This window comes from Curtobacterium sp. PhB191 (genome assembly GCF_004346515.1).
Lineage (GTDB): Bacteria > Actinomycetota > Actinomycetes > Actinomycetales > Microbacteriaceae > Curtobacterium.
This window is the reverse complement of the sequence record NZ_SMBV01000001.1, coordinates 178,968-199,366: the sequence shown is the minus strand read 5'-3', so window position 1 is coordinate 199,366 and position 20,399 is coordinate 178,968. Positions and strand designations below refer to the sequence as shown.

Sequence of the window (20,399 nt, the reverse complement as noted above, 5' to 3'; positions counted from 1 at the left end):
CATGACGGACAACGGCGCCGCGGGCACGATCGACCGACGCTGGGCGAAGGTCCGGCCACTGGTGTTCCGGACGATCATCGGCGCGGTCGTCGCAGCCGGGCTCGTCGGCATCGTGGCGGTGCTGGTCGGCGACTTCGGACGGGTCGCGGTACAGCTGCTCCTGACGATCGTCGTGGTGGTCGTCTTCGCCCTGCTGTCCTGGTACGACGCCGACGTCTCGTCACGCCGATCGGGCACGTTCGCGTTCGTCAGCATCGCCACGTCGATGTACCTGCTCGTCGCGGGGCTGTACAAGGTGTGGCTCGCCCCGACGGACTCCTCCGGCGATGACGGCCTCTGGCTCGTCGGCGAGCGGTTCTGGCACTGGATCTGGCTCGTCGGGGTCGCCCGCGTGGCGCTCCTGCACGTGCACCTGCTGCTCGTCATCCACCGCCGCTACCCGACACCGGCACTCCAGGTCGTCGCGAAGGCCACCGTCGGGGTCATCGCCCTGCTCGCACTGCTGCTGTCGATCCCGCTGCTCGCGCCCGACGTGGACTACGCCCGCGGCTACTGGCGACTCGTCTGGGTGGTGGTCATCCTCGACCTGCTCGGAACGGTCGTCGTCCCGCTCAGCAACGCGCTCTTCCGCCCGCGGGGCGCCGTCCCGGCGGGGGCGGTCGGAGCGTGGCCGACGCCGGAAGCGCCGCCGGCAGCACCCCCGATGGCGCCCGCGGCACCGATCGCGACGTGGGCCGCCACTCCGGTGCCCGATGCCCCGACGGCTGCCACGGCTGTCACGGCTGCCGGCCCGGTCGGCGCGGACCGGTACCGGTACGAGCCGCGTGCCCTGGCGTGCCCTGGCGTGGCCGCGGTACGTCGACGGCACGCCACTGCCGGCGCTGCCCGACGGGTCGCCCGACTTCTCCGGGGTCGCGCAGGGCTGAGGGATCCCGCGCTCGGGCGCCGCGCGACACCTGTCGTTCACCGGGCGGCCACCGGTCGGATGCCCGGGTGCTGAACAGTCGTGCAGGTCTCCCCTCCCCTCCCGAGAAGGACCTGCATGCGCACTCCTGCCCTGCGCCCCCGCTCCGTGCGGATCGGTGCTGCCATCGTCTCCGCGCTGGCCCTCGGCGCCGGTGTCGTCACGGCCAGCCCGGCACTCGCCGCCGTCGGTGACGACGACCCGAGCGTCGGCGCCGCCGCCCCGAACGGCCTCGTCGTCAACGAGGTCGAGTCGAACGGCGACGACACCGACTGGGTCGAGCTCGCGAACACGTCGTCGGCGTCGATCGACCTGACCGGGTACGCGTTCCTCGACGACGACAGCACCCACGACGCCTACGTCCTGCCCGCCGGCTCGACGATCGCCCCCGGCGGGTACTTCGTCATCGACCAGCTCTCGGCGACCGCGCCCGGGTTCGACTTCGGACTCGGCGGCGCCGACACCGCGCGGGTGTACGACCCCGCCGGCGACCTGGTGCTCCGGTACTCGTGGACGAGCCACGCGGTCGTCACGTACGGCCGGTGCGCCGACGGGACCGGTGCGCTGGTCGACACCACCGCGTCGACGAAGGGGGCCGCCAACGACTGCTCCTCGCCCGTGCGCATCAACGAGGTCGAGTCGCAGGACGGCACCCCCGGCGACTGGGTGGAGCTGACCAACGTCGGCAGCACCACGGTCGACCTGGGCGGGTACGTCCTCAAGGACAGCGAGGACGACCACGCGTACACGATCCCCGCCGGCACGACGATCGCGGCCGGGGGCTTCACCGTCCTCGACGAGGCGGACTTCGCCTTCGGACTCGGCAAGGCCGACTCCGCCCGGGTCTTCGATCCGCGGGGTGCGCTGGTCGACTCGTACTCGTGGACGGCCCACGCTGCCGCCACGTACGGCCGCAACCCGGACGGCACCGGCGACTTCGCCGAGACCGCCGAGTCGACGAAGGGCACCGCGAACCGGTTCGCCGGAGTCGTCACCGCCGAGCCGTGGCCCGGCGGCCCGGACGAGACCGTGCTCGACGACGAGGACACCTTCACCGGTGACCTGAGCGGCATCGACTGGACCACGTCCAGCACGTCCGAGGACGGCCAGCTGTGGGCCGTGCAGAACGGCGACGGCCTGCTCTACCACCTGACCTCGGACGGGCAGGGCGGCTGGGCACCGTCGAACGCCGCGGGCACGGACCTGCGGTACGCCGACGGCACGGGGACCCCGGACGCCGAGGGCGTCACCGTCACGAGCGACGACCCGGGCGCCGTGTACGTGTCGACCGAGCGGGACAACGACGTGTCGAAGACCAGCCGTCCGTCGGTCCTGCGGTACGCCACCACCGACGGGTCCGAGTCGACCCTGCGCGCCACCGACGAGTGGGACCTCGCAGCCGACTTCCCGGGGCTCGGTGCGAACGCCGGCCTCGAGGGCGTCACCTGGATCCCGGACTCGTGGCTCACCGAGCAGGGCTTCGCCGACGAGCACACCGGCGCGGCCTACGCACCGTCGACGTACGCCGGGCACGGCGAGGGGCTCTTCTTCGTCGGCGTCGAGGGCACCGCGAGCGTCTACGCCTACGCCCTGATGGCGGACGGTTCGTCCCAGCGCGTTGCCACCATCGGTTCGCCGTTCGCGGTCGTCGCCGACGTGCAGTTCGACCCGACCCTCGACGCGCTCTGGGTGGTGTGCGACGACGCCTGCGCCGGACGCACCGCGCTGTACGAGCTGACCGACGGTGCCTTCACCGCCGCGAAGGTCTTCGAGGCACCGTCGAACGCGGACCGGACGCTCGCCAACGAGGGCTTCGCGATCTCCGGCGTCTGCGCCGACGGGGAGCGCGCAACGTTCTACGCCGACGACAACGACACGGACGGGTTCTCGCTCCGCACCGGGACGTACCCGTGCGAGGGCGGCGGCACGGAACCAGGCACCGACCCGACGCCGACTCCCACGCCGACTCCGACCCCCACGCCCACCCCCGCTCCGGGTGACGGCGGATCGACGCCTGCGCCGAACCCCGGGACCGGTGGATCGACGCCGACGCCGACGCCGACGCCGACGCCGACCCCGTCGTCGACCGCTCCGGCCGCGCCGATCGCCCCGGTCGCTCCCTCGGAGACCGGCCTGACGGACACGAACCGTGGGGGCGTCTCGGCCCCGTCGTCCGCTCGTGCGGGGGAGACCATCACGGTCACGGTGGGCACGCAGTACGCCGGCGACCGGGTGAACGTGTGGCTGTACTCGACCCCGACGCTGCTCGGCACCGTCACGGTCGGCGCTGACGGCACGGTGCGCGTCACGATCCCGGCCGATGCTCCGGCTGGCGAGCACCGCATCGTCGTGACCGCGGAGGACGGCACGGTGCTGGGCTGGACCCCGATCACGATCACCGCTGACGGGCAGCTCGCGTTCACGGGTGCCGAGGGCCTCGGTGCCGGCGCACTCATCGCGTTCCTGCTGCTCGCCGCGGGCGCGGGTGTGCTGATCGTCCGTCGCCGCCGGGCGGCCGCGGAGTAGCCCCCACGCCCCACGGGCGCACTTCGTGAGCAGGAATGGTCGGGTTCGCTCAGCGGACCCGACCATTCCTGCTCACCGAGCGTGATCAGCAGTCCGCGCTGCCTCCGCAGTAGCGTCGCACCATGAGCATCGACGTCCTCCGGTACACCGCCTTCGCCGCCGAGCCCGGGGGCGGCAACCCCGCCGGCCTGGTCCTCGACGCAGCAGCGCTTTCCGACGACGAGATGCTCGCCGTCGCCCGCGAGGTCGGCTACCCCGAGACCGCGTTCGTCGTCGGCGCCACGGCGACGGGCCCGCACGTCCGCTACTTCTCGCCCGCCGCCGAGGTGCCGTTCTGCGGGCACGCGACGGTCGCGCTCGCGGTGGCGCTCGCCGAACGGCAGGGGCTCGGCCGCCGAGTGTTCACGACGGCCGCCGGCGAGGTCGCCCTCGACGCCACCACCGGCCCGGACGGAGTGGTCCAGGTCGCGATGACGAGTGTCGAACCGGCGACGCGGGACATCGACCCGGCGCTCCTCACGCGGTTGTTCGACCTGCTCGGGCTCACGGCCGACGACATCGCGCCGGGCTTCCCGGTGCTCGAGTCCTTCGCCGGCAACTGGCACCCGGTGCTCGTGCTGCACGACCGGGAGCTCTTCCACCAGTTCCGGTTCGCACCCGGCCCGCTCGCGGACCTCAAGCGCGAGGCCGACTGGCAGGGGACGGTCACGGTGCTGCTCCGGACCGGGGAGCGCGAGTACGAGGCGCGGAACCTGTTCCCCGCCGGCCGCATCACCGAGGACCCGGCGACGGGTTCGGCTGCGGCGTCGACCGGGGCGTACCTGCGCGAGGTCGGTGCCGTCGAGCCGGGGGACCGCGTCGTCATCCGGCAGGGGCGGCACGTCGGTCGTCCGAGCCTGCTGCTCGTCGACGTGCCGGAGTCCGGCGGGATCACCGTGACGGGGAGCGCGACACCGATCGACTGACGGGCGTTCCTTCCCAGAGCGCGTGCGATGGGAAGCGGAATCGGGCGTACCTGGTCGAAAGTTCCGACCAGGTACGCCCGATTCGGCACGGTACGCCCACCAGCCACCCCGACCAGCAGCGCCCCGACGCGCGCGGCACGAAAAACTCCTTGACACGGATAAGTCCATACGCTGGACTAATCCTGCGCGCGGGCGATGGAGCCCGCGGATGTCACCCGTGCAAAGGAGCACCGATGAAACGCACCCGCATCATCGCCGGACTCGCAGCCGTGGCCGTCGCCGCGGTCGGCCTGGCAGGCTGCTCAGCCTCGGGGTCCGCCTCGAGCGACACGATCAAGATCGCGTACCAGAAGTTCGGAGCCTTCCAGCAGCTCGACGCCCAGATGAAGGTCGTCAAGAAGGAGTACGAGAAGGACAACCCGGGCAAGAAGGTCACGCTCGTCCCGATCCAGGCCCAGGGCAACGACTACTACACGAAGCTCGCGCTCATGAACAAGGCGCCCGCGACGGCTCCCGACGTCATGTACGAGGACACGTTCCTCGTCAAGGCCGACGCCGAGGCCGGCTACCTCCTGCCGCTCGACAAGTACACGGCGAAGTGGAAGGACTGGGACCAGTTCTTCGACAACGCCAAGCAGGCCGGCCAGGGTGACGACGGCAAGATCTACGGCGTCCCGATGGGTACCGACACCCGCGCTCTTTGGTACAACAAGGACATCTTCAAGTCCGTCGGCCTGCCCGTGCCGTGGCAGCCGAAGACCTGGGACGACGTGCTCGCCGCGGCGAAGACGATCAAGGACAAGAAGCCCGACCTCATCCCGTTCAACATCTACTCGGGCAAGGCGCAGGGCGAGGCGTCGACCATGCAGGGCTTCGAGATGCTCCTGTACGGGGCGGACGGCTCCGGCAACACGCTCTACAAGGACAAGAAGTGGGTCACGGGCTCGAAGCAGTTCGAGGACTCGCTGCAGTTCGTGAAGGACGTCTACCAGGGCGGCCTCGGCCCGACACCGCAGCAGGCGCTCGACACGAACGTCGGCACGACCATCGCGCAGACGTGGCTGCCGAAGGGCAAGCTCGCGATCGACCTCGACGGTTCGTGGCAGTCCGGCACGTGGCTCAAGTCCGGCACCGCGCCGTGGGCCGAGTGGAACGACGTGATGGGTCAGGCACCGATGCCGACGCAGAACGGTCAGGACCCGGGCTACAACTCGATGTCCGGTGGCTGGACCCTGGCGGTCGGCGCGAAGTCGAAGAACCCGCAGGCGGCGTTCGACTTCATCACGAGCTTCCTCGACAAGGACGGCTCGCTGAAGTACGACACCGAGAACAGCCAGATCGCCGTCCGAAAGGACGTCGCGGACGACACCGCCTACACCGACGCCAACCCGACGTTCAAGTTCTTCTCCGGACTGGTGGAGAACACGAACTTCCGCCCGGCGACGAGTGACTACTCGCAGGTGTCGAACGCGATCCAGGTCGCGATGGAGTCGGTCATGACCGGACAGCAGACACCGAAGCAGGCGGCTGCCGTGTACGACAAGGCCGTCACGCAGGTGGTCGGCAAGGAGAACACCGTCTCGGCTGGTTGACGGACGTCACCCACTGACGGACGGGAGGCGCGGGGCGGCCCCGCACCGCGCCTCCCGGTCCGTCCTTCCCCACCTTCGGAACCCCTCCGCACCCGGAAGGCACCCATCGTGTCCAGCACCCCCCTCGCGCCGACGTTGTCGGCGCCCGGTGCGCCGAAGCGCACCGATCCACCCGTACCGCGCAAGCGGCGACCACTGCGGAACGTCGGTCGAGCGGTCCCGCTCCTGCCCGCCCTCGTCCTGCTCGTCATCTTCCTGCTCGGCCCCGTCATCTCGTCGTTCTACGGGTCGTTCACGAACTCCGCACTCACCGGCGCCGGCGCTGCCGACCAGCAGTTCGTCGGCTTCCAGAACTACGTCGAACTGTTCCAGGACCCGGACTTCCCGAAGTCCGTCATCCTGACGGTCGTGTTCCTGCTCGCCTCGGCGGTCGTGGGACAGAACGTGCTGGGGCTCGGCCTCGCACTCCTGATGCGCTCGGCCAACAAGGCCGTCCGCGCGATCGTCGGCACCTTCGTCGTCGCCGCCTGGGTCCTGCCCGAGATCGTCGCCTCGTTCGCCGCGTACGCCTTCTTCAACGACGAGGGCACGCTCAACGAGTTCCTGAAGTCCATCGGCATCAGCGGACCGAACTGGCTCTACACGTTCCCGATGTTCGCCGTGATCCTGGCGAACATCTGGCGCGGTACGGCCTTCTCGATGCTCGTCTACTCCGCCGCCGTGCAGGAGGTCCCCGAGGAGATCACCGAGTCCGCCGAGGTCGACGGTGCCACCGGGTGGCAGCGCCTCGTCTACATCACCCTGCCGGTGATCCGACGGAGCATCTCCACCAACCTGATGCTGACGACGCTGCAGACGCTGTCGGTCTTCACCCTCATCTTCGTGATGACCGGGGGTGGGCCGGGCACGAACTCGTCGACCCTGCCGATCCTCGCCTACCAAGAGGCGTTCAAGTTCTCGCAGCTCGGCTTCGGGACCGCGATCGCGACCATCCTGCTCGTGGTGGGGGCGGTCTTCTCGATCATCTACATCCGAGCCCTCAAGCCGGAGGTGGACTGATGGCCATCACTGCCCCGTCCCTCGACCCGACCACCACCCGCTCGGTGACCGCTCCCGGTTCGCTGCACATGACGTCGCCCCGCGGCCGCACCATGCGGTGGGTGGCGAACACCGTGCTGCTCGTCATCGCGGTGTGCTTCGCGGTCCCGCTGCTCTGGCTCGTCCTCGCCTCGGTCGACACCCAGGCGTCGCTGTCCGTGAAGCTGCCGACGCAGTTCACGCTCGACAACTTCACGAAGGTGCTCACGCCCGAGCTGTCGTTCATCCCGCTCGCGAACAGCCTGCTGCTCTCCGGTGGCACGGCGGTCGTCACCGTGGTCTTCGCACTGCTCGCCGCGTACCCGCTGTCCCGCTACAAGATGCGGGTCAACAAGCCGTTCCTGTACAGCATCCTGTTCGGGACCGGCCTGCCGATCACCGCCATGATGGTGCCCGTCTACGCGCTGTTCGTGTCGCTCAACCTGATCGACAACGTGTGGGGCTGCATCTTCTTCCTCGCCGCCACGTCGCTGCCGATGGCGATCTGGATGGCGAAGAACTTCATGGACTCCGTGCCGATCTCGCTCGAAGAAGCTGCGTGGACCGACGGGGCCTCGATGATGACCACCCTGACGCGCATCGTCGTCCCGCTCATGCGTCCGGGCATCGCCGTCGTGTTCATCTTCGTGTTCATCCAGGCGTGGGGGAACTTCTTCGTCCCGTTCGTCCTGCTGCTCTCGCCCGACAAGGTGCCCGCCGCGGTGAGCATCTTCAACTTCTTCGGGCAGAACGGGGCGGTCGCGTACGGACAGCTCGCCGCGTTCTCCATCGTCTACTCCGTGCCCGTCATCGCCCTCTACGTGATCGTGTCCCGAGGCCTCGGCGGCGGCAACGCCCTCGCCGGCGGCATCAAGGGCTGATCTGCTGGCCCCGGCCGGCTCTCTCGAAAGGAACCACATGCACCAGGACGAACCGCTCGTCGAGGCACGGATCGCCCGCCTCGTCCGCGACCGTGTCGACCCCGCCGTCCACCGCCGCTCGGCGCCGGTGACGATCGAGGCGTGGGAGGTGCCGGACGAGCCGGTGCCGTTCGACTCCGCCGTCCAGCAGGCGTACACACCGTTCACCGTGGGCAGCGCCTGGGGTGGTCGACCGTGGGGGACCACCTGGTTCCGGATCACCGGCACCGTCCCCGCCGACTTCGGTACCGCGCCGGGGACCACTGCGGAACTGCTCGTCGACCTCGGGTTCACGAAGCGGCACCCGGGGTTCCAGGCCGAGGGACTGGCGTACCGGCCCGACGGCTCCACGATCAAGGGCGTCGAGCCGCGGAACGACACCGTGCCCGTCGAGGTCGGCGCAGGGGAGTCGTTCGAGCTGTACGTCGAGGCCGGCGCGAACCCGGACATCGGCGGCGACTCGTTCCAGGGCGCGACGCCCCTCGGGTCGCGCTCCACCGCGGGTGACAAGCCGATCTACCGCGTGCGTGCCCTCGAACTCGTCGAGCGCGACGACACCGTGTGGGAGCTGCAGCAGGACTTCTGGGTCCTGCGCGGCCTGATGGCGGAACTCCCCACGGACGGCACCCGCGGCGCCGACATCCTGCACGCGCTCGAGCTGGCAGCGGACGCCCTCGACCCCGACGACGTCGCCGGCACCGCAGCCGATGCTCGTCAGGTGCTCGCACCAGTGCTGGCCGTCCCCGCCAGCGCCGCCGCACACCGGGCGATCGCCGTCGGCCACGCCCACATCGACTCCGCCTGGCTCTGGCCGGTGCGCGAGACGATCCGCAAGTGCGCCCGCACCTTCTCGAACGTCCTCGACCTGATGGACCGCGACCCGGACTTCACCTTCGCGTGCTCGTCGGCGCAGCAGTACGCGTGGATCCGCGACGGCTACCCGTCGATCTGGGCCCGGATCAAGCAGCGCGTCGCCGAGGGCCGGTGGATCCCGGTCGGTGGCATGTGGGTCGAGTCGGACACGAACCTGCCCGGTGGTGAAGCGCTCGCACGACAGTTCGTCGCCGGCAAGCGCTTCTTCCTCGAGGAGTTCGGCATCGACACGCCCGAGGCCTGGCTGCCCGACTCGTTCGGCTACTCCGGCGCCCTGCCCCAGATCGTCCGCGCCGCCGGCTCGAAGTGGTTCGTCACCCAGAAGCCGTCGTGGAACGAGACGAACGTCATCCCGCACACGTCCTTCCACTGGGAGGGCATCGACGGCTCCCGCGTCCTGACGCACCTGCCGCCGGCGGACACCTACAACTCGGACGTCTCCGCCGCCGATCTGCACCGCGGCGAACGGAACAACAAGGAGCGCGGCGTCGCGAACACCTCGATGCTGCTCTACGGCTTCGGTGACGGCGGCGGCGGACCCACCCGCGAGATGGTCGCGGCCGCCCGACGCCAGCACGACCTGGACGGCTCGCCGCGCGTGCAGCTCGGCACCCCCGCCCAGGTCTTCGAGGAGCTCGAACGGGTGCTGCCGACCCCCGGCGTGTGGTCCGGCGAGATGTACCTCGAGTTCCACCGCGGCACCTACACGTCGCAGATCCGCACGAAGCAGGGCAACCGTCGCTCCGAGCACCTGCTCCGCGAAGCCGAGCTCTGGGCGTCGACCGCGGCCGTGCGCCTCGGGCTGGACTACCCCTACGAAGAGCTCGAGCGCGCCTGGCACACCGTCCTGCTGCAGCAGTTCCACGACATCCTGCCGGGGTCCTCGATCGCCTGGGTCTACGAGAACGCCGAGGAGAACTACGCGCAGATCGCCCAGGTGCTCGAGGGGCTGATCGGCAACGCGACGACCGCCCTCGCGAACGGGGGCGCTGCGGCGCTCGCCGGGGTCGGGGCCTCGTCGTCGGCCGCCGCCGGCGGCAGCAGCGCGCTGCTCGACGCGCCGTCCGGCGCCGACGCCGTCGGCGGGAGCGGCTCGTCCGGGAACGTCGTGCGCTTCAACGCCTCGCCGGTCGCGGCGGGAGACGCGGCCGCCCTGGGCGGTTCGCTCGGCTCGGAACCGCGACCCGTGCCTCCCGTCCGCTCCGGCGACCACTTCGTGTTCGACACCGGCGTCGTCACGGCGACCATCGACGGCGCCGGCCACGTCGTGTCGCTCGTCGACCGCGCCAGCGGGCGCGACGCGATCGCACCGGGTGCGGCAGCTGCCGAGTACACCGTCTTCCGCGACACCCCGAACCAGTGGGAGGCGTGGGACATCGACCGTGCGTACCAGCGCAACGGCACCGTGCTGTCGGCCTCGTCGGTCGCGATCGACGGCTCCTCGCTCGTGGTGGAACGGTCCTTCGGGTCGTCGACGCTCACGACCCGGTACTCGGCGGTCGCCGGGCTCGCAGAGCTGGTGATCGAGACCGAGGTCGACTGGCACGAGCACCAGAAGCTGCTGAAGCTCGCATTCCCGGTGGACGTCCGAGCGTCGTCCGCCTCGAGCGAGATCCAGTTCGGCCACATCGACCGGCCGACCCACCAGAACACCTCGTGGGACCACGCCCGCTTCGAGACGTCGGCGCACCGCTGGGTGCACGTCGCCGAGCCCGGGTTCGGCGTCGCGGTGGCGAACGACTCCACCTACGGACACGACATCACACGCTCGACGCGGCCCGACGGCGGGACCACGACGCTCGTGCGCGAGTCGCTGCTGCGCGGGCCGACGTTCCCGGACCCGAACGCCGACCAGGGGCACCACGTGTTCCGGACGGTGCTGCGGGTGGGGGCGTCGGTGCTCGACGCCGCCGACTCCGGCTACCGGCTGAACCTGCCGGTGCGGACCGTCGCCGGTTCGACCGCGGTTTCGCCGCTGGTCTCGGTGTCGTCGCCGCAGGTCTTGGTCGAGGCCGTGAAGCTCGCCGAGGACCGCTCCGGTGACGTGGTCGTGCGACTGTACGAGGCCTCCGGCGGTCGGGCGACCGACGTCGGGGTGTCGTTCGGGTTCGACGTCGCTTCGGTGGCGACGGTGGACCTGCTGGAACGCCCGCTGGGGGACTCGTGGGACTCGGGGGAGCCGGTCGTGCTCACGCTCCGGCCCTTCGAGATCGTGACCCTGCGGGTACGCCGGGCCTGAGGCAGCGGGGCCGGTCCCCCTCGGGGGAGAGACCGCGGCGCCGGACGGGACACGGGTGCGTTCCGTCCGGCGCCGCTCTGCGTGTGGTGCGTGGGGTGGGTGGGTACCTGGTCGACTCGGGCGTACCTGGTCGAAAGTTCCGACCAGGTACGCCCGATTCCGCTTGGCATCGCGGCCGTTCTGGGAAGGAACGTCCTCCCTCCACAGGCGGGCAGGCCTGGAGGCCCGTCCACAGACCTCGACGTCAGCCCGCTGGGCGCATGGCGGGTCGGGCAACGTCTCCTCCATGAACGAACCGCTGCCCATCCTCCGAGCCTCGGCCACGCGTGAGGCCGGACTCGACGCCACCACCCTGCGCCGCCGGACCCGACTCCAGGGCCCGGGCCGACTCGTCCGGGCAGGGCCGAACGCGTTCGTCGACGGAGCAGCGTGGGACGCGGCCGGGCCACGGCAGCGGTACGTCACCCGCGTGTACGCGCGGCTCGGCCGGCTCGGCCCGCGGGCGACGGCATCGCACGACTCAGCGGCCGCGGTGCACGGGCTGCCCGCGCTCGGCGGGTGGAGCGTCCCGGTGCACGCCACCGTGCCGGATTCGATGTACCGGGGCAGGACCCCCGAGCTGGTCCTGCACACGAGACCGGTGTCCGGCGCCGAACGGGTCCGGATCGGCGACCTCGCCGTGACCGCGGTCCCGCGGACGGTGATCGACATCGCGATGAGCGGGGACCTGCGTACGGGGGTCGTCGTGGCAGACGCTGCGCTGCGCAACGGGACCGAGCGCGACGAGCTGTGGCGAGCGGTGCACCCGCGTGCTCGCGGGCGGGCCCGGGCCGCGCAGGTCCTCGACCTGGCCGACGGGCGTTCGGGGTCGCCGGCGGAGTCACTCGCGCGCGTGGTCTTCCGCGAGCTCGGGTTGCCCGCTCCCGTGCTGCAGCAGGAGTTCGTCGTCGACGGTCGCCGGTCCGCCGTCGACTTCTGGTTCCCCGCAGAAGGCGTCGTCGTCGAGATCGACGGACGCGCGAAGTACACGCAGGACCGGTACTTCGGCGGTCGCAGCCAGACCGAGGTGTTCCTGGACGAGAAACGTCGCCACGCCAGGCTGCTCACGGTGCCGGGTGTGCGGACGATCATCCGGCTCGAGTGGCGGGACCTGTTCGACCTCGATGCGCTGGCGCTCCGGTTCCGCGCCGCGGGGTTGCCGTGTGCGATCCGCCCGGTCCGGAGCGCCCGCCGCACCGCAGTCGGTGGGCGTCGGTGAGCCGGCTCAGCGCGGCGTGGTTAGCGTGGCGGCATGGCAGTGCAGGAGATCTGGCTCGTCCGCCACGGTGAATCGCTCGCGAACGTCGCCGCCGCCCGAGCAGAGGCCGCGGGCGACGACGTCATCGACGTCGAGTACCGGGACGCCGACGTCCCGCTGAGCCCGCTCGGCGAGTCGCAGTCGCGGTCGCTCGGACAGGAACTCGCCGATCGTGGCATCGACGACGTCCCCGTGGCGCTGTGGGTCTCGCCGTACCTGCGTGCGAAGCAGACCATCGAGATCGCGCTCGGGGCCGGCGGGCTGGCCGAGCCCGACAGGCGGGTGGACGAGCGGCTCCGCGACCGCGAGCTCGGTGTGCTCGACCTGCTCACCCTGCAGGGTGTCCGGAACCGGTACCCCGACGAGGAACGTCGACGGCAGTGGCTCGGCAAGTACTACCACCGGCCAGCGGGCGGCGAGTCCTGGGCCGACGTGATGCTCCGGCTCCGATCGGCACTGGTCGACGTCGAACGGATCGAGGGCACCGAGCGGCTCGTCGTCGCGGCGCACGATGCCGTCGTGATGCTGGTCGTGGCGGTGTGCCTCGACCTCGACGAGCCGGCGCTCATGGAGTTCGCTCGGACGCACGCGGTCGCGAACGCCTCCCTCACCCGACTCCGCCGCGAGCGGGCGGGCGCACCGTGGGTGCTCGAGGAGTTCTCCTCCGTCGGGCACCTCGACGACGACGAGGTCACGGCGCACACCGGCCGGAAGGACGACGAGCATGTCCGCTGAGACCGTCACCCCGAACTTCCTGCGGGACTGGCCGCTCCCCGAGCCCGGCGCCGGCAAGTACGGTCGCGGGCAGGTGCTCGTGGTCGGCGGCGCAGCGCGGACGCCCGGCGCCGCGATGCTCTCGGCGCTCGCTGCACTCCGGGTGGGAGCGGGGCGGCTCACCCTCGCGGTGGGGCGGAGCATCGCGAACGAGGTCGCGGTCGCCGTGCCCGAGTCCGGTGTCGAACCGCTCGTCGAAGACGCGGACGGTCACGTCGCCGTGGGCGCCATCGAGGGCATCGCCACCTCCGCCGCGAGTGCGGACGCGCTGCTGGTCGGCCCGGGACTCGACGAGCCGAACGGCACCCGTGACCTGGTGGCCGGACTCGCCGACGTCGTCGGACCACAGACCACCGTCGTGCTCGATGCGTTCGCCCTCGGGGTGGCGGCCGACGTGCGGGACCGTCTGGAACCGCTCCGGGGTCGGCTGGTGATGACGCCCAACTCCGGCGAAGCCGAACGGCTCCTCGGTCGGGAGGGCAGCGACGACGACGTGGCCGACGCGATGGCGATCGCGCAGCGGTTCGGTGCGGTCGTGGCCCTGGGGGACGCCATCGCGACTCCCCAGGGGCGGAGCTGGATCAAGGGCACCGGCTCCGGAGGACTCGGCACCAGCGGCAGTGGCGACGTCCTGTCGGGTGCGGTCGCCGGCCTGCTCGCTCGTGGCGCGGAACCGGCACAGGCGGTGGCGTGGGCGTCCTACGTGCACGCGGCTGCCGGTGATCGGCTCGCGGTGCAGGTCGGGCCCCTCGGGTACCTGGCGAGCGAACTCGTGACCGAGATCCCGCGGGTGCTCGTCGAACTCGGCGCCTGAGCTCGCCCGTTCTTTCCCAGAGCGCGCGCGATACCTCATGCTCTCGGGCATACCTGCCAGGAACTTCTGACCAGGTATGCCCGAATCGACCAGGTACGCCGCCGCCCCGCGCCGCCCGCCCCGCGCCGCCCCGCCCCGCGCCGCTCAGCCCCGCAGCGCCTCCACGGCCTTCGCGATGCGCCGCGCTCGGGTCTCCGGCGCCTTCGCCTGCGACACCGGGTCGGCGAGCGCTCGCTGCCGCGAGTTCGACAGGGTGTCGAAGGCCGCACGGACCCCGGCCTCCTGCAGCGCCGCCGCCAGGTCGTCGGGCAGGTCGATGACCCGGGGCTGCGTGTCGACGACGAGCGTGACCTCGACGGTGTCCCCGGCAGCGATGCCCGCGGCCTCGCGGTGCGACGCGGACAGCGGCACCAGGAACTGCTCGTCCATGACCCCGACGGTGGACCGGTAGGTGTAGCCGCCGTTGATCGTGACCACCACTGGCGGGCGCTTCCCCGCACCCAACGCATCGATCACGGACGACGGGACCGGGAGCCCTGTCGCCGTCTTCCTCGCCAGCAGGACCGTCGTCGTGAACTGCATCCGTGCCTCCAGGCCGTGAACCGGAGCACGCACCGAGCGTGCCGCCAGGCGAGATCGTACAGCCGCACCCGCTGTTCCGCAGCCGTTCACCGGCGCAGCACGGGCCGGAAACCGGCCGCCTCCACGATCGTCCCGGGCCGAGAACCGCGGCCCCGCCTGAAGCACCCGCAGCACCCACCCGAAAGGCACCTCCCGTGCAGCACAAGCGCACCATCGCCGGCATCGCCCTCGCCGCCGCAGCGATCGTCACCCTCGCCGGATGCTCGGCCACGAGCTCGGCCAGCACGACGAAGGACGACACGAACTGGAAGACCGCCACGAGCGCCGAGGCCTCCGGTGGCATGGACGCCCTCGTGAAGGCCGCGAAGGCCGAGGGACAGCTCAACGTCATCGCGCTGCCGCCGTCGTGGGCCAACTACGGCAAGATCATCGACGGTTTCACGAAGAAGTACGACATCAAGGTCAACTCCGCGAACCCGAACGGCTCCAGCGCCGACGAGGTCGCCGCGGTGAAGTCGCAGAAGGGGCAGTCCACCGCTCCCGACGTGCTCGACCTCGGCAACGCCGTGCTGCAGGAGAACCTCGACCTGCTGACGGACTACAAGGTCGCGAACTGGAGCGACATCCCGGACACGCTCAAGGAGCAGGACGGCGCCTGGACCCGCGACTACACGGGCCTGATGTCGATCGGCTACGACTCGTCGAAGATCACGGACGCCCCGAAGGACCTGACGGACCTGCTCGGCTCCGAGTACAAGGGCAAGGTCTCCATCGCGGGCGACCCGACGCAGGCGAACCAGGCTGCGTCCGCGGTCTACCTGGCCGCGCTCGAGAACGGCGGCTCGGCCGACGACATCACCAAGGGCGTCGACTACTTCGGCAAGCTCAAGCAGGCCGGCAACTTCCAGAACGTGCTGCCCACGCAGGCCACGGTCGCCTCGGGTGAGACCCCCGTGGTCATCCAGTGGTCGTACAACAACCTCGCGTGGGGCCCCGCAGCGGGTGCGAGCGGCAACAAGAACTGGAAGACCGTTGTGCCCGAGGGTCAGGCGCTCGGTTCGTACTACTCGCAGGCCATCAACAAGGACGCCCCGCACCCTGCCGCAGCGCGCCTGTGGCAGGAGTACATCGCGAGCCCCGAGGCGCAGAACCTGTACCTGCAGGCCGGTGCGTTCCCGTCGACCCTCGCCGCCCTCGAGGACTCCGGCAAGGTCGACCAGGACGCCCTCGACGCCGCCGGTGGTGCGCCGAAGGACTACGTCGAGCTGACCGACGCGCAGGTGGCAGACGCCGCGAAGGTGCTGTCGGCCAAGTGGTCCTCGACCATGGGGTCCTGACCAGCATGACCACCGCATCGGCGGGCGCGCCCGCGCCAGCGGCGAGCGCACCGGCGACGAGCGCGACGAGCCCCGTGCTCCCGACGTCCGCACGAGCGTCCGCCGATGCCACCCACGGCGCCGGACCCCGTGTCCGGCGCCGCGTCGGCCTGGCCTGGCTCGGCCTCACCCCGTTCGCCGCGTACGTCCTGCTCTTCCTCGCCGTCCCCGCGGTGATCGCGGTCGGCAGCGGGTTCTTCACCGACGACGGCGCGTTCACCCTCGCGAACCTCGCAGCGTTCGCCGAGCCCTCCGTCCTGCGGGCCTTCGGCGGCTCGTTCGGCCTGTCCGCCGTGTCCGCCGTGATCGGCGCCGTCATCGGAGCGCTCGTCTGCTGGGCGCTGTCGGCACTACGGCCCGACGGGCTCGTCCGGTCGATGATCGACTCGGCCGCGAGCGTCCTCGCCCAGTTCGGCGGCGTCATGCTCGCGTTCGCGTTCATCGCCACGATCGGCGTGCAGGGCCTCGTCACGACGTGGCTGGTGTCCCTCGTCGGCGTGGACCGCAACGCGACCGGCGCCTTCCTCTACACGGTGCCCGGTCTCGTGATCCCCTACGTCTACTTCCAGGTGCCGCTGATGGTCCTCACGTTCATGCCCGCGCTCGAGGGCGTGAAGACGCAGTGGGGCGAGGCCGCCGCCACCCTCGGCGCCTCCCGCGCCACGTACTGGCGCCGGATCGCCCTGCCCGTGCTCGCACCGGCGTTCTGGGGCTCGTTGCTCCTGCTCTTCGCGAACGGCTTCTCGTCGTTCGCCACCGCCGCGGCACTCATCTCGCAGGGCGGCATCGTGCCGCTCACGATCCGCACGCAGCTCACCAGCGAAACGCTCATCGGTCTGCAGAACGTCGCCGGGGTGCTCGCGTTCGGGATGGTCGTCGTGATGGCGGTCGTGATGGGTGCGTACGCACTGCTGCAGCGCCGGGCAGCCAGGTGGCAGCGATGAGCGGGGCGGCCCCGGTGCGTCCGGTGAGGCCGGGAGGCCCGTCCCGCGTCGGCCGCTTCGGCACGGCCCCGTCACGGGGCACCGCCACGGCCGTGCTCACGGTCGTCGGGATCGTCTTCGCCGTCCCGCTGGCCGCGCTGGTGCAGTTCACCTTCCGCCAGGGCACCGACGACGGTCTGACCTTCGCGCACTGGGCGGCCATCGTCGACCCGGTCAACGCGTTCACCTACCAGCCGGTGTTCGACGGCCTCGGGGCATCGCTGCTCATCGCGGTCATCACCGTCGGCATCGTGCTGTTCGTCCTGCTGCCCACCCAGATCATCACGGCGTTGCGCTACCCGAGGCTCCGCCGCGTCCTCGAGTTCGTCTGCATCGTGCCGATCACCGTCCCCGTCGTGGTGCTCGTCGTCGGCTTCATCCCCGTGTACCAGGTGGTCTCGCGGGTCTTCGGGTCCGGGGCGTGGACGCTGGCCTTCGCGATCGGCATCGTCACGCTGCCGTTCGCGTTCCGCCCGATCGCCGCCGCCATCACCGCGACGGACCTGACGGTGCTGTCCGAGGCCGCCCGGTCGCTCGGCGCCTCGTGGTGGACGGTCACCTGGCGGGTGCTCCTGCCGAACCTCCGCCGGGGCATCACCGCCGCGTGCTTCCTCACCATCACGGTGGTCCTCGGCGAGTACACGCTCGCCGCGTTCCTGTCCCGCACCACCTTCCAGACCGCCCTCGTGCTCGTGCAGCAGACCGACCCGTACGTCGCCGCGATCTTCTCGGTCGCGGCCCTCGTGTTCGGCTTCGTCCTGCTCGTCGTCATCGGCCGCATCGGGACGGGCCGTCGTGCCGGCCGTACCCGCACCGTCCGCACCACCCGCGTCAAGGAGTCCGCATGACCGTCACCGCACCGGCAGCCCCGGCGTCCCTCGCCTCCGCCGGCGCCGTCGTCGAGCTCGAAGCCGTCGAGAAGCACTACGGCACGCACCGGGCCCTGGCCGGACTCTCGCTCCGCGTCGAACCGGGCGAGTTCGTGTCCCTGCTCGGCCCGTCGGGCTGCGGCAAGACGACGGCGCTCCGAGCGCTCGCCGGCCTCGAGGCCATCGACGCCGGAGCCATCCGCATCGACGGCCAGGACGTCGCCGCCACCCCGGTGAACAAGCGCGACATCGGGATGGTGTTCCAGCAGTACTCGTTGTTCCCGCACATGACGGTGCGGCAGAACGTCGCGTTCGGCCTCGAGATGCGCCGTGTCCCCGCCGCCGAGCGCAGGAGCCGCGTCGTCGAGGCACTCGACATGGTGCACCTGGGCGAGTTCGCCGAGCGCTACCCGCACCAGCTGTCGGGTGGCCAGCAGCAGCGCGTCGCCCTCGCCCGAGCCCTGGTCACGCGGCCCCGCGTCCTCCTGCTCGACGAGCCGCTGTCCGCCCTCGACGCCAAGGTGCGCGTCTCGCTCCGTGAGGAGATCCGCCGCATCCAGAGCGACCTCGGCATCACCACGGTGTTCGTCACCCACGACCAGGAAGAGGCGCTCGCCGTCTCCGACCGCATCGCCGTGATGAGCGCCGGCGACATCGAGCAGATCGGCACGCCGGAGGAGCTCTACCGCTCCCCGTCGTCGGCGTTCACGGCGGACTTCGTCGGCCAGTCCAACCGGCTGCAGGGCGACCTGCGCGGCGGCGACGTGTTCGTGTACGGGTTCCGCGTGCCCGCGCTCGACGCCTCGGTCGCCGACGGGCCGGTGCTCGCCTACGTCCGACCGGAGGACGTCGCCTTCGCCCCGGAGGGCATCAGCGGCACCGTCGTGTCGTCGAGCTTCCTCGGCTCGATCCGCCGCACCACGGTCCGGCTCGACGACGACACCGTCGTGATCGTGCAGCACGAGGTCGGCGACCGTCGCGCCGCCGGCGAGTCCGTCGCCGTCCGCCTGCTCGGCGCCCCCGTCGCGGTCGCCCCGCTCACCTGACCGGCGAAGCGACAGTCCTCGCCGGACCGGGCCGGGCCGGGCCCGTCCGCTCCGCGAAAGCGACGGTTCCCCGCGGAACGTCGGCGGCACACTGTCGCTTTCGCGGGGTGGACGCGACCACGGGCGGACGGGAGGCGCGTGACGGCCTGGCACCGGGCCTCCCGTCCGGTGGGGTCAGCGCTGGAAGCGCGCCTCGCGCTCGTCGGCCAACGCCGCCGCGACACGGGCACGCATGTTCGCGGGCATGTCGGGCAGGTCGTCGAGCCGGGCCCAGAACGCCTCGGTGTTCTCGCCGTCCGCCGGGTTCGGCGTACCCGAGACGTACCGGCAGGCGAACACCAGGTCGAGGTACTGCGCCCGGTCGCCGTTCGGGTACGTCATCTCCGGCAGCACCTGCACCCACGCCAGCCGTTCGGCGACGGCGACGACGTCGGCCTCTTCCAGGACCTCGCGCTCGGCGGCGACGGCGGGTTCCTCGCCCGGGTCGACGATGCCGGTCACCGGGGTGAAGGCGCCGTTGTCCGCACGACGGACCACGAGGAGCTCCTGGTCGGCACCGGAACCCCGCGTGACCACGGCGGTGACGCCCGTCAGCCACAGCGGATCGGTGCCGATCCTCGAGCGGAGGGACAGGACGAAGTCGGGGGTGGGCATGTCCCCACGCTACCGATCCCGCCCTGTCGGAGACTGGTCATGACCAGTAGCATGGGCATGTGGAGATCATCATCCTGCCCACGCCGGCTGAGGTCGGTCGCGTCGCCGCGGCCAAGATCGCGTCCGTCGTCGCCAAGAAGCCGTCCGCCGTCATCGGTCTCGCCACCGGATCCAGCCCGCAGGGCATCTACACCGACCTGCAGCGTCGGGTCGGTGCGGGCGAGATCTCGTTCGCCGAGGCTCGCGGGTTCGCCCTCGACGAGTACGTCGGCATCCCGCTCGAGCACCCGGAGTCGTACGCCAGCGTCATCGCGCGCGACGTCGTGGCGCCGCTCGGGTTCGACCCCTCGCGGGTGCGGGTGCCCGACGGTCGTGCCGACGACCTCGAGTTCGCGGCGAAGGAGTACGACGCCGCGATCCGTGCCGCCGGCGGGATCGACGTGCAGATCCTGGGGATCGGCGCGAACGGGCACATCGGGTTCAACGAGCCGACGTCCTCGTTCGCCTCGCGCACCCGGATCAAGACCCTGGCGCCGTCGACCCGTGACGCCAACGCGCGGTTCTTCGACTCGCCCGAGCAGGTCCCGACGCACTGCATGACGCAGGGGCTCGGCACCATCCTCGACGCCCAGCAGCTCGTCCTCGTCGCGCAGGGCTCCGCCAAGGCCGACGCGGTCGCCGCCGCGGTCGAGGGGCCGCTCAGCTCGTTCGTCCCCGGTTCTGCGCTGCAGCTGCACGAGCACGCGACGGTCGTCGTCGACGAGGAAGCCGCGGCCGGCCTGCAGCTCGCCGACTACTACCGCTACACGTACGCGAACAAGCCGGCGTGGCAGGTGTTCGAGTAGGAC

General features: G+C 71.2%; 17 protein-coding genes. 15 read left to right on the top strand and 2 right to left on the bottom strand.

Annotated features, from left to right (window positions below; translation table 11 throughout):
* Position 1: 1 nt before the first annotated feature.
* The 10 genes from EDF48_RS00945 to EDF48_RS00900 all read left to right on the top strand — a co-directional run bounded on the left by EDF48_RS00945 (position 2) and on the right by EDF48_RS00900 (position 14,041).
* Positions 2-1,000 carry a hypothetical protein gene (locus EDF48_RS00945; protein ID WP_131877575.1) on the top strand — a complete coding sequence of 333 codons (999 nt, stop codon included), beginning with the start codon at positions 2-4 and terminating at the stop codon, positions 998-1,000.
* A gap of 42 nt (positions 1,001-1,042) precedes the next feature.
* Positions 1,043-3,490 (top strand): lamin tail domain-containing protein, encoded by a 2,448-nt coding sequence (locus tag EDF48_RS00940; protein WP_131877573.1) that lies wholly within the window; start codon positions 1,043-1,045, stop codon positions 3,488-3,490.
* Positions 3,491-3,612: 122 nt separating this feature from the next.
* Positions 3,613-4,455, top strand: coding sequence for a PhzF family phenazine biosynthesis protein (locus EDF48_RS00935; RefSeq protein WP_131877571.1), 843 nt, complete (start codon positions 3,613-3,615; stop codon positions 4,453-4,455).
* 233 nt (positions 4,456-4,688) lie between these two features.
* Positions 4,689-6,047, top strand: a complete 1,359-nt coding sequence (locus EDF48_RS00930) for an extracellular solute-binding protein (RefSeq protein WP_123293238.1) — start codon at positions 4,689-4,691, stop codon at positions 6,045-6,047.
* A gap of 195 nt (positions 6,048-6,242) precedes the next feature.
* Complete coding sequence (locus EDF48_RS00925) at positions 6,243-7,106, top strand: sugar ABC transporter permease (RefSeq protein ID WP_228504537.1); 864 nt, start codon at positions 6,243-6,245, stop codon at positions 7,104-7,106.
* A gap of 68 nt (positions 7,107-7,174) precedes the next feature.
* Positions 7,175-8,005: a carbohydrate ABC transporter permease gene (locus EDF48_RS00920; RefSeq protein WP_173169120.1), complete on the top strand. Its 831-nt coding sequence runs from the start codon at positions 7,175-7,177 to the stop codon at positions 8,003-8,005.
* Between the two features lie 37 nt (positions 8,006-8,042).
* The gene (locus EDF48_RS00915) at positions 8,043-11,156 is read left to right on the top strand and encodes a glycoside hydrolase family 38 C-terminal domain-containing protein (protein ID WP_131877569.1); all 3,114 of its coding nucleotides are present in this window, start codon (positions 8,043-8,045) and stop codon (positions 11,154-11,156) included.
* 286 nt (positions 11,157-11,442) lie between these two features.
* Complete coding sequence (locus tag EDF48_RS00910) at positions 11,443-12,414, top strand: hypothetical protein (RefSeq protein ID WP_131877567.1); 972 nt, start codon at positions 11,443-11,445, stop codon at positions 12,412-12,414.
* Positions 12,415-12,447: 33 nt separating this feature from the next.
* Positions 12,448-13,188: a histidine phosphatase family protein gene (locus tag EDF48_RS00905; RefSeq protein ID WP_131877565.1), complete on the top strand. Its 741-nt coding sequence runs from the start codon at positions 12,448-12,450 to the stop codon at positions 13,186-13,188.
* Positions 13,178-14,041: an NAD(P)H-hydrate dehydratase gene (locus EDF48_RS00900; protein ID WP_131877563.1), complete on the top strand. Its 864-nt coding sequence runs from the start codon at positions 13,178-13,180 to the stop codon at positions 14,039-14,041. Before EDF48_RS00905 ends, EDF48_RS00900 begins: the two co-directional genes overlap by 11 nt.
* Positions 14,042-14,185: 144 nt before the next feature.
* Here EDF48_RS00900 and EDF48_RS00895 read toward each other — a convergent pair whose 3' ends face one another.
* Positions 14,186-14,623 carry a YdeI/OmpD-associated family protein gene (locus EDF48_RS00895; protein WP_131877561.1) on the bottom strand — a complete coding sequence of 146 codons (438 nt, stop codon included), beginning with the start codon at positions 14,621-14,623 and terminating at the stop codon, positions 14,186-14,188.
* Between the two features lie 194 nt (positions 14,624-14,817).
* Here EDF48_RS00895 and EDF48_RS00890 point away from each other — a divergent pair, with 194 nt between their 5' ends.
* The 4 genes from EDF48_RS00890 to EDF48_RS00875 are packed head-to-tail and all read left to right on the top strand — an operon-like array spanning position 14,818 to position 18,897.
* Positions 14,818-15,960, top strand: a complete 1,143-nt coding sequence (locus EDF48_RS00890; protein ID WP_131877559.1) for an ABC transporter substrate-binding protein — start codon at positions 14,818-14,820, stop codon at positions 15,958-15,960.
* Between the two features lie 5 nt (positions 15,961-15,965).
* On the top strand, positions 15,966-16,943 hold the full coding sequence (locus EDF48_RS00885) for an ABC transporter permease subunit (protein WP_131877557.1): 978 nt from the start codon (positions 15,966-15,968) through the stop codon (positions 16,941-16,943).
* Complete coding sequence (locus tag EDF48_RS00880; protein WP_131877555.1) at positions 16,940-17,830, top strand: ABC transporter permease subunit; 891 nt, start codon at positions 16,940-16,942, stop codon at positions 17,828-17,830. Before EDF48_RS00885 ends, EDF48_RS00880 begins: the two co-directional genes overlap by 4 nt.
* Positions 17,827-18,897 (top strand): ABC transporter ATP-binding protein, encoded by a 1,071-nt coding sequence (locus EDF48_RS00875; protein ID WP_131877553.1) that lies wholly within the window; start codon positions 17,827-17,829, stop codon positions 18,895-18,897. Before EDF48_RS00880 ends, EDF48_RS00875 begins: the two co-directional genes overlap by 4 nt.
* Before the next feature lie 174 nt (positions 18,898-19,071).
* Here the strand turns inward: EDF48_RS00875 and EDF48_RS00870 are convergent, their stop codons facing one another.
* Positions 19,072-19,551, bottom strand: a complete 480-nt coding sequence (locus EDF48_RS00870) for an NUDIX domain-containing protein (protein ID WP_123293248.1) — start codon at positions 19,549-19,551, stop codon at positions 19,072-19,074.
* Positions 19,552-19,610: 59 nt separating this feature from the next.
* Between EDF48_RS00870 and nagB the strand changes: the two genes are divergently transcribed.
* Positions 19,611-20,396, top strand: a complete 786-nt coding sequence (nagB, locus tag EDF48_RS00865) for a glucosamine-6-phosphate deaminase (RefSeq protein ID WP_111085323.1) — start codon at positions 19,611-19,613, stop codon at positions 20,394-20,396.
* Positions 20,397-20,399 lie beyond the last annotated feature (3 nt).

Excerpts from the sequence above, each read along its gene's own strand:
- EDF48_RS00935 (WP_131877571.1), top strand. The coding sequence starts at position 3,613 with ATGAGCATCGACGTCCTCCGGTACACCGCCTTCGCCGCCGAGCCCGGG.
- EDF48_RS00895 (WP_131877561.1), bottom strand. The coding sequence starts at position 14,623 with ATGCAGTTCACGACGACGGTCCTGCTGGCGAGGAAGACGGCGACAGGG.
- EDF48_RS00945 (WP_131877575.1), top strand. The coding sequence starts at position 2 with ATGACGGACAACGGCGCCGCGGGCACGATCGACCGACGCTGGGCGAAG.
- EDF48_RS00930 (WP_123293238.1), top strand. The coding sequence starts at position 4,689 with ATGAAACGCACCCGCATCATCGCCGGACTCGCAGCCGTGGCCGTCGCC.
- EDF48_RS00915 (WP_131877569.1), top strand. The coding sequence starts at position 8,043 with ATGCACCAGGACGAACCGCTCGTCGAGGCACGGATCGCCCGCCTCGTC.
- EDF48_RS00920 (WP_173169120.1), top strand. The coding sequence starts at position 7,175 with ATGACGTCGCCCCGCGGCCGCACCATGCGGTGGGTGGCGAACACCGTG.
- EDF48_RS00875 (WP_131877553.1), top strand. The coding sequence starts at position 17,827 with ATGACCGTCACCGCACCGGCAGCCCCGGCGTCCCTCGCCTCCGCCGGC.
- EDF48_RS00900 (WP_131877563.1), top strand. The coding sequence starts at position 13,178 with ATGTCCGCTGAGACCGTCACCCCGAACTTCCTGCGGGACTGGCCGCTC.
- EDF48_RS00885 (WP_131877557.1), top strand. The coding sequence starts at position 15,966 with ATGACCACCGCATCGGCGGGCGCGCCCGCGCCAGCGGCGAGCGCACCG.
- EDF48_RS00905 (WP_131877565.1), top strand. The coding sequence starts at position 12,448 with ATGGCAGTGCAGGAGATCTGGCTCGTCCGCCACGGTGAATCGCTCGCG.
- EDF48_RS00880 (WP_131877555.1), top strand. The coding sequence starts at position 16,940 with ATGAGCGGGGCGGCCCCGGTGCGTCCGGTGAGGCCGGGAGGCCCGTCC.
- EDF48_RS00870 (WP_123293248.1), bottom strand. The coding sequence starts at position 19,551 with ATGCCCACCCCCGACTTCGTCCTGTCCCTCCGCTCGAGGATCGGCACC.
- EDF48_RS00910 (WP_131877567.1), top strand. The coding sequence starts at position 11,443 with ATGAACGAACCGCTGCCCATCCTCCGAGCCTCGGCCACGCGTGAGGCC.
- EDF48_RS00940 (WP_131877573.1), top strand. The coding sequence starts at position 1,043 with ATGCGCACTCCTGCCCTGCGCCCCCGCTCCGTGCGGATCGGTGCTGCC.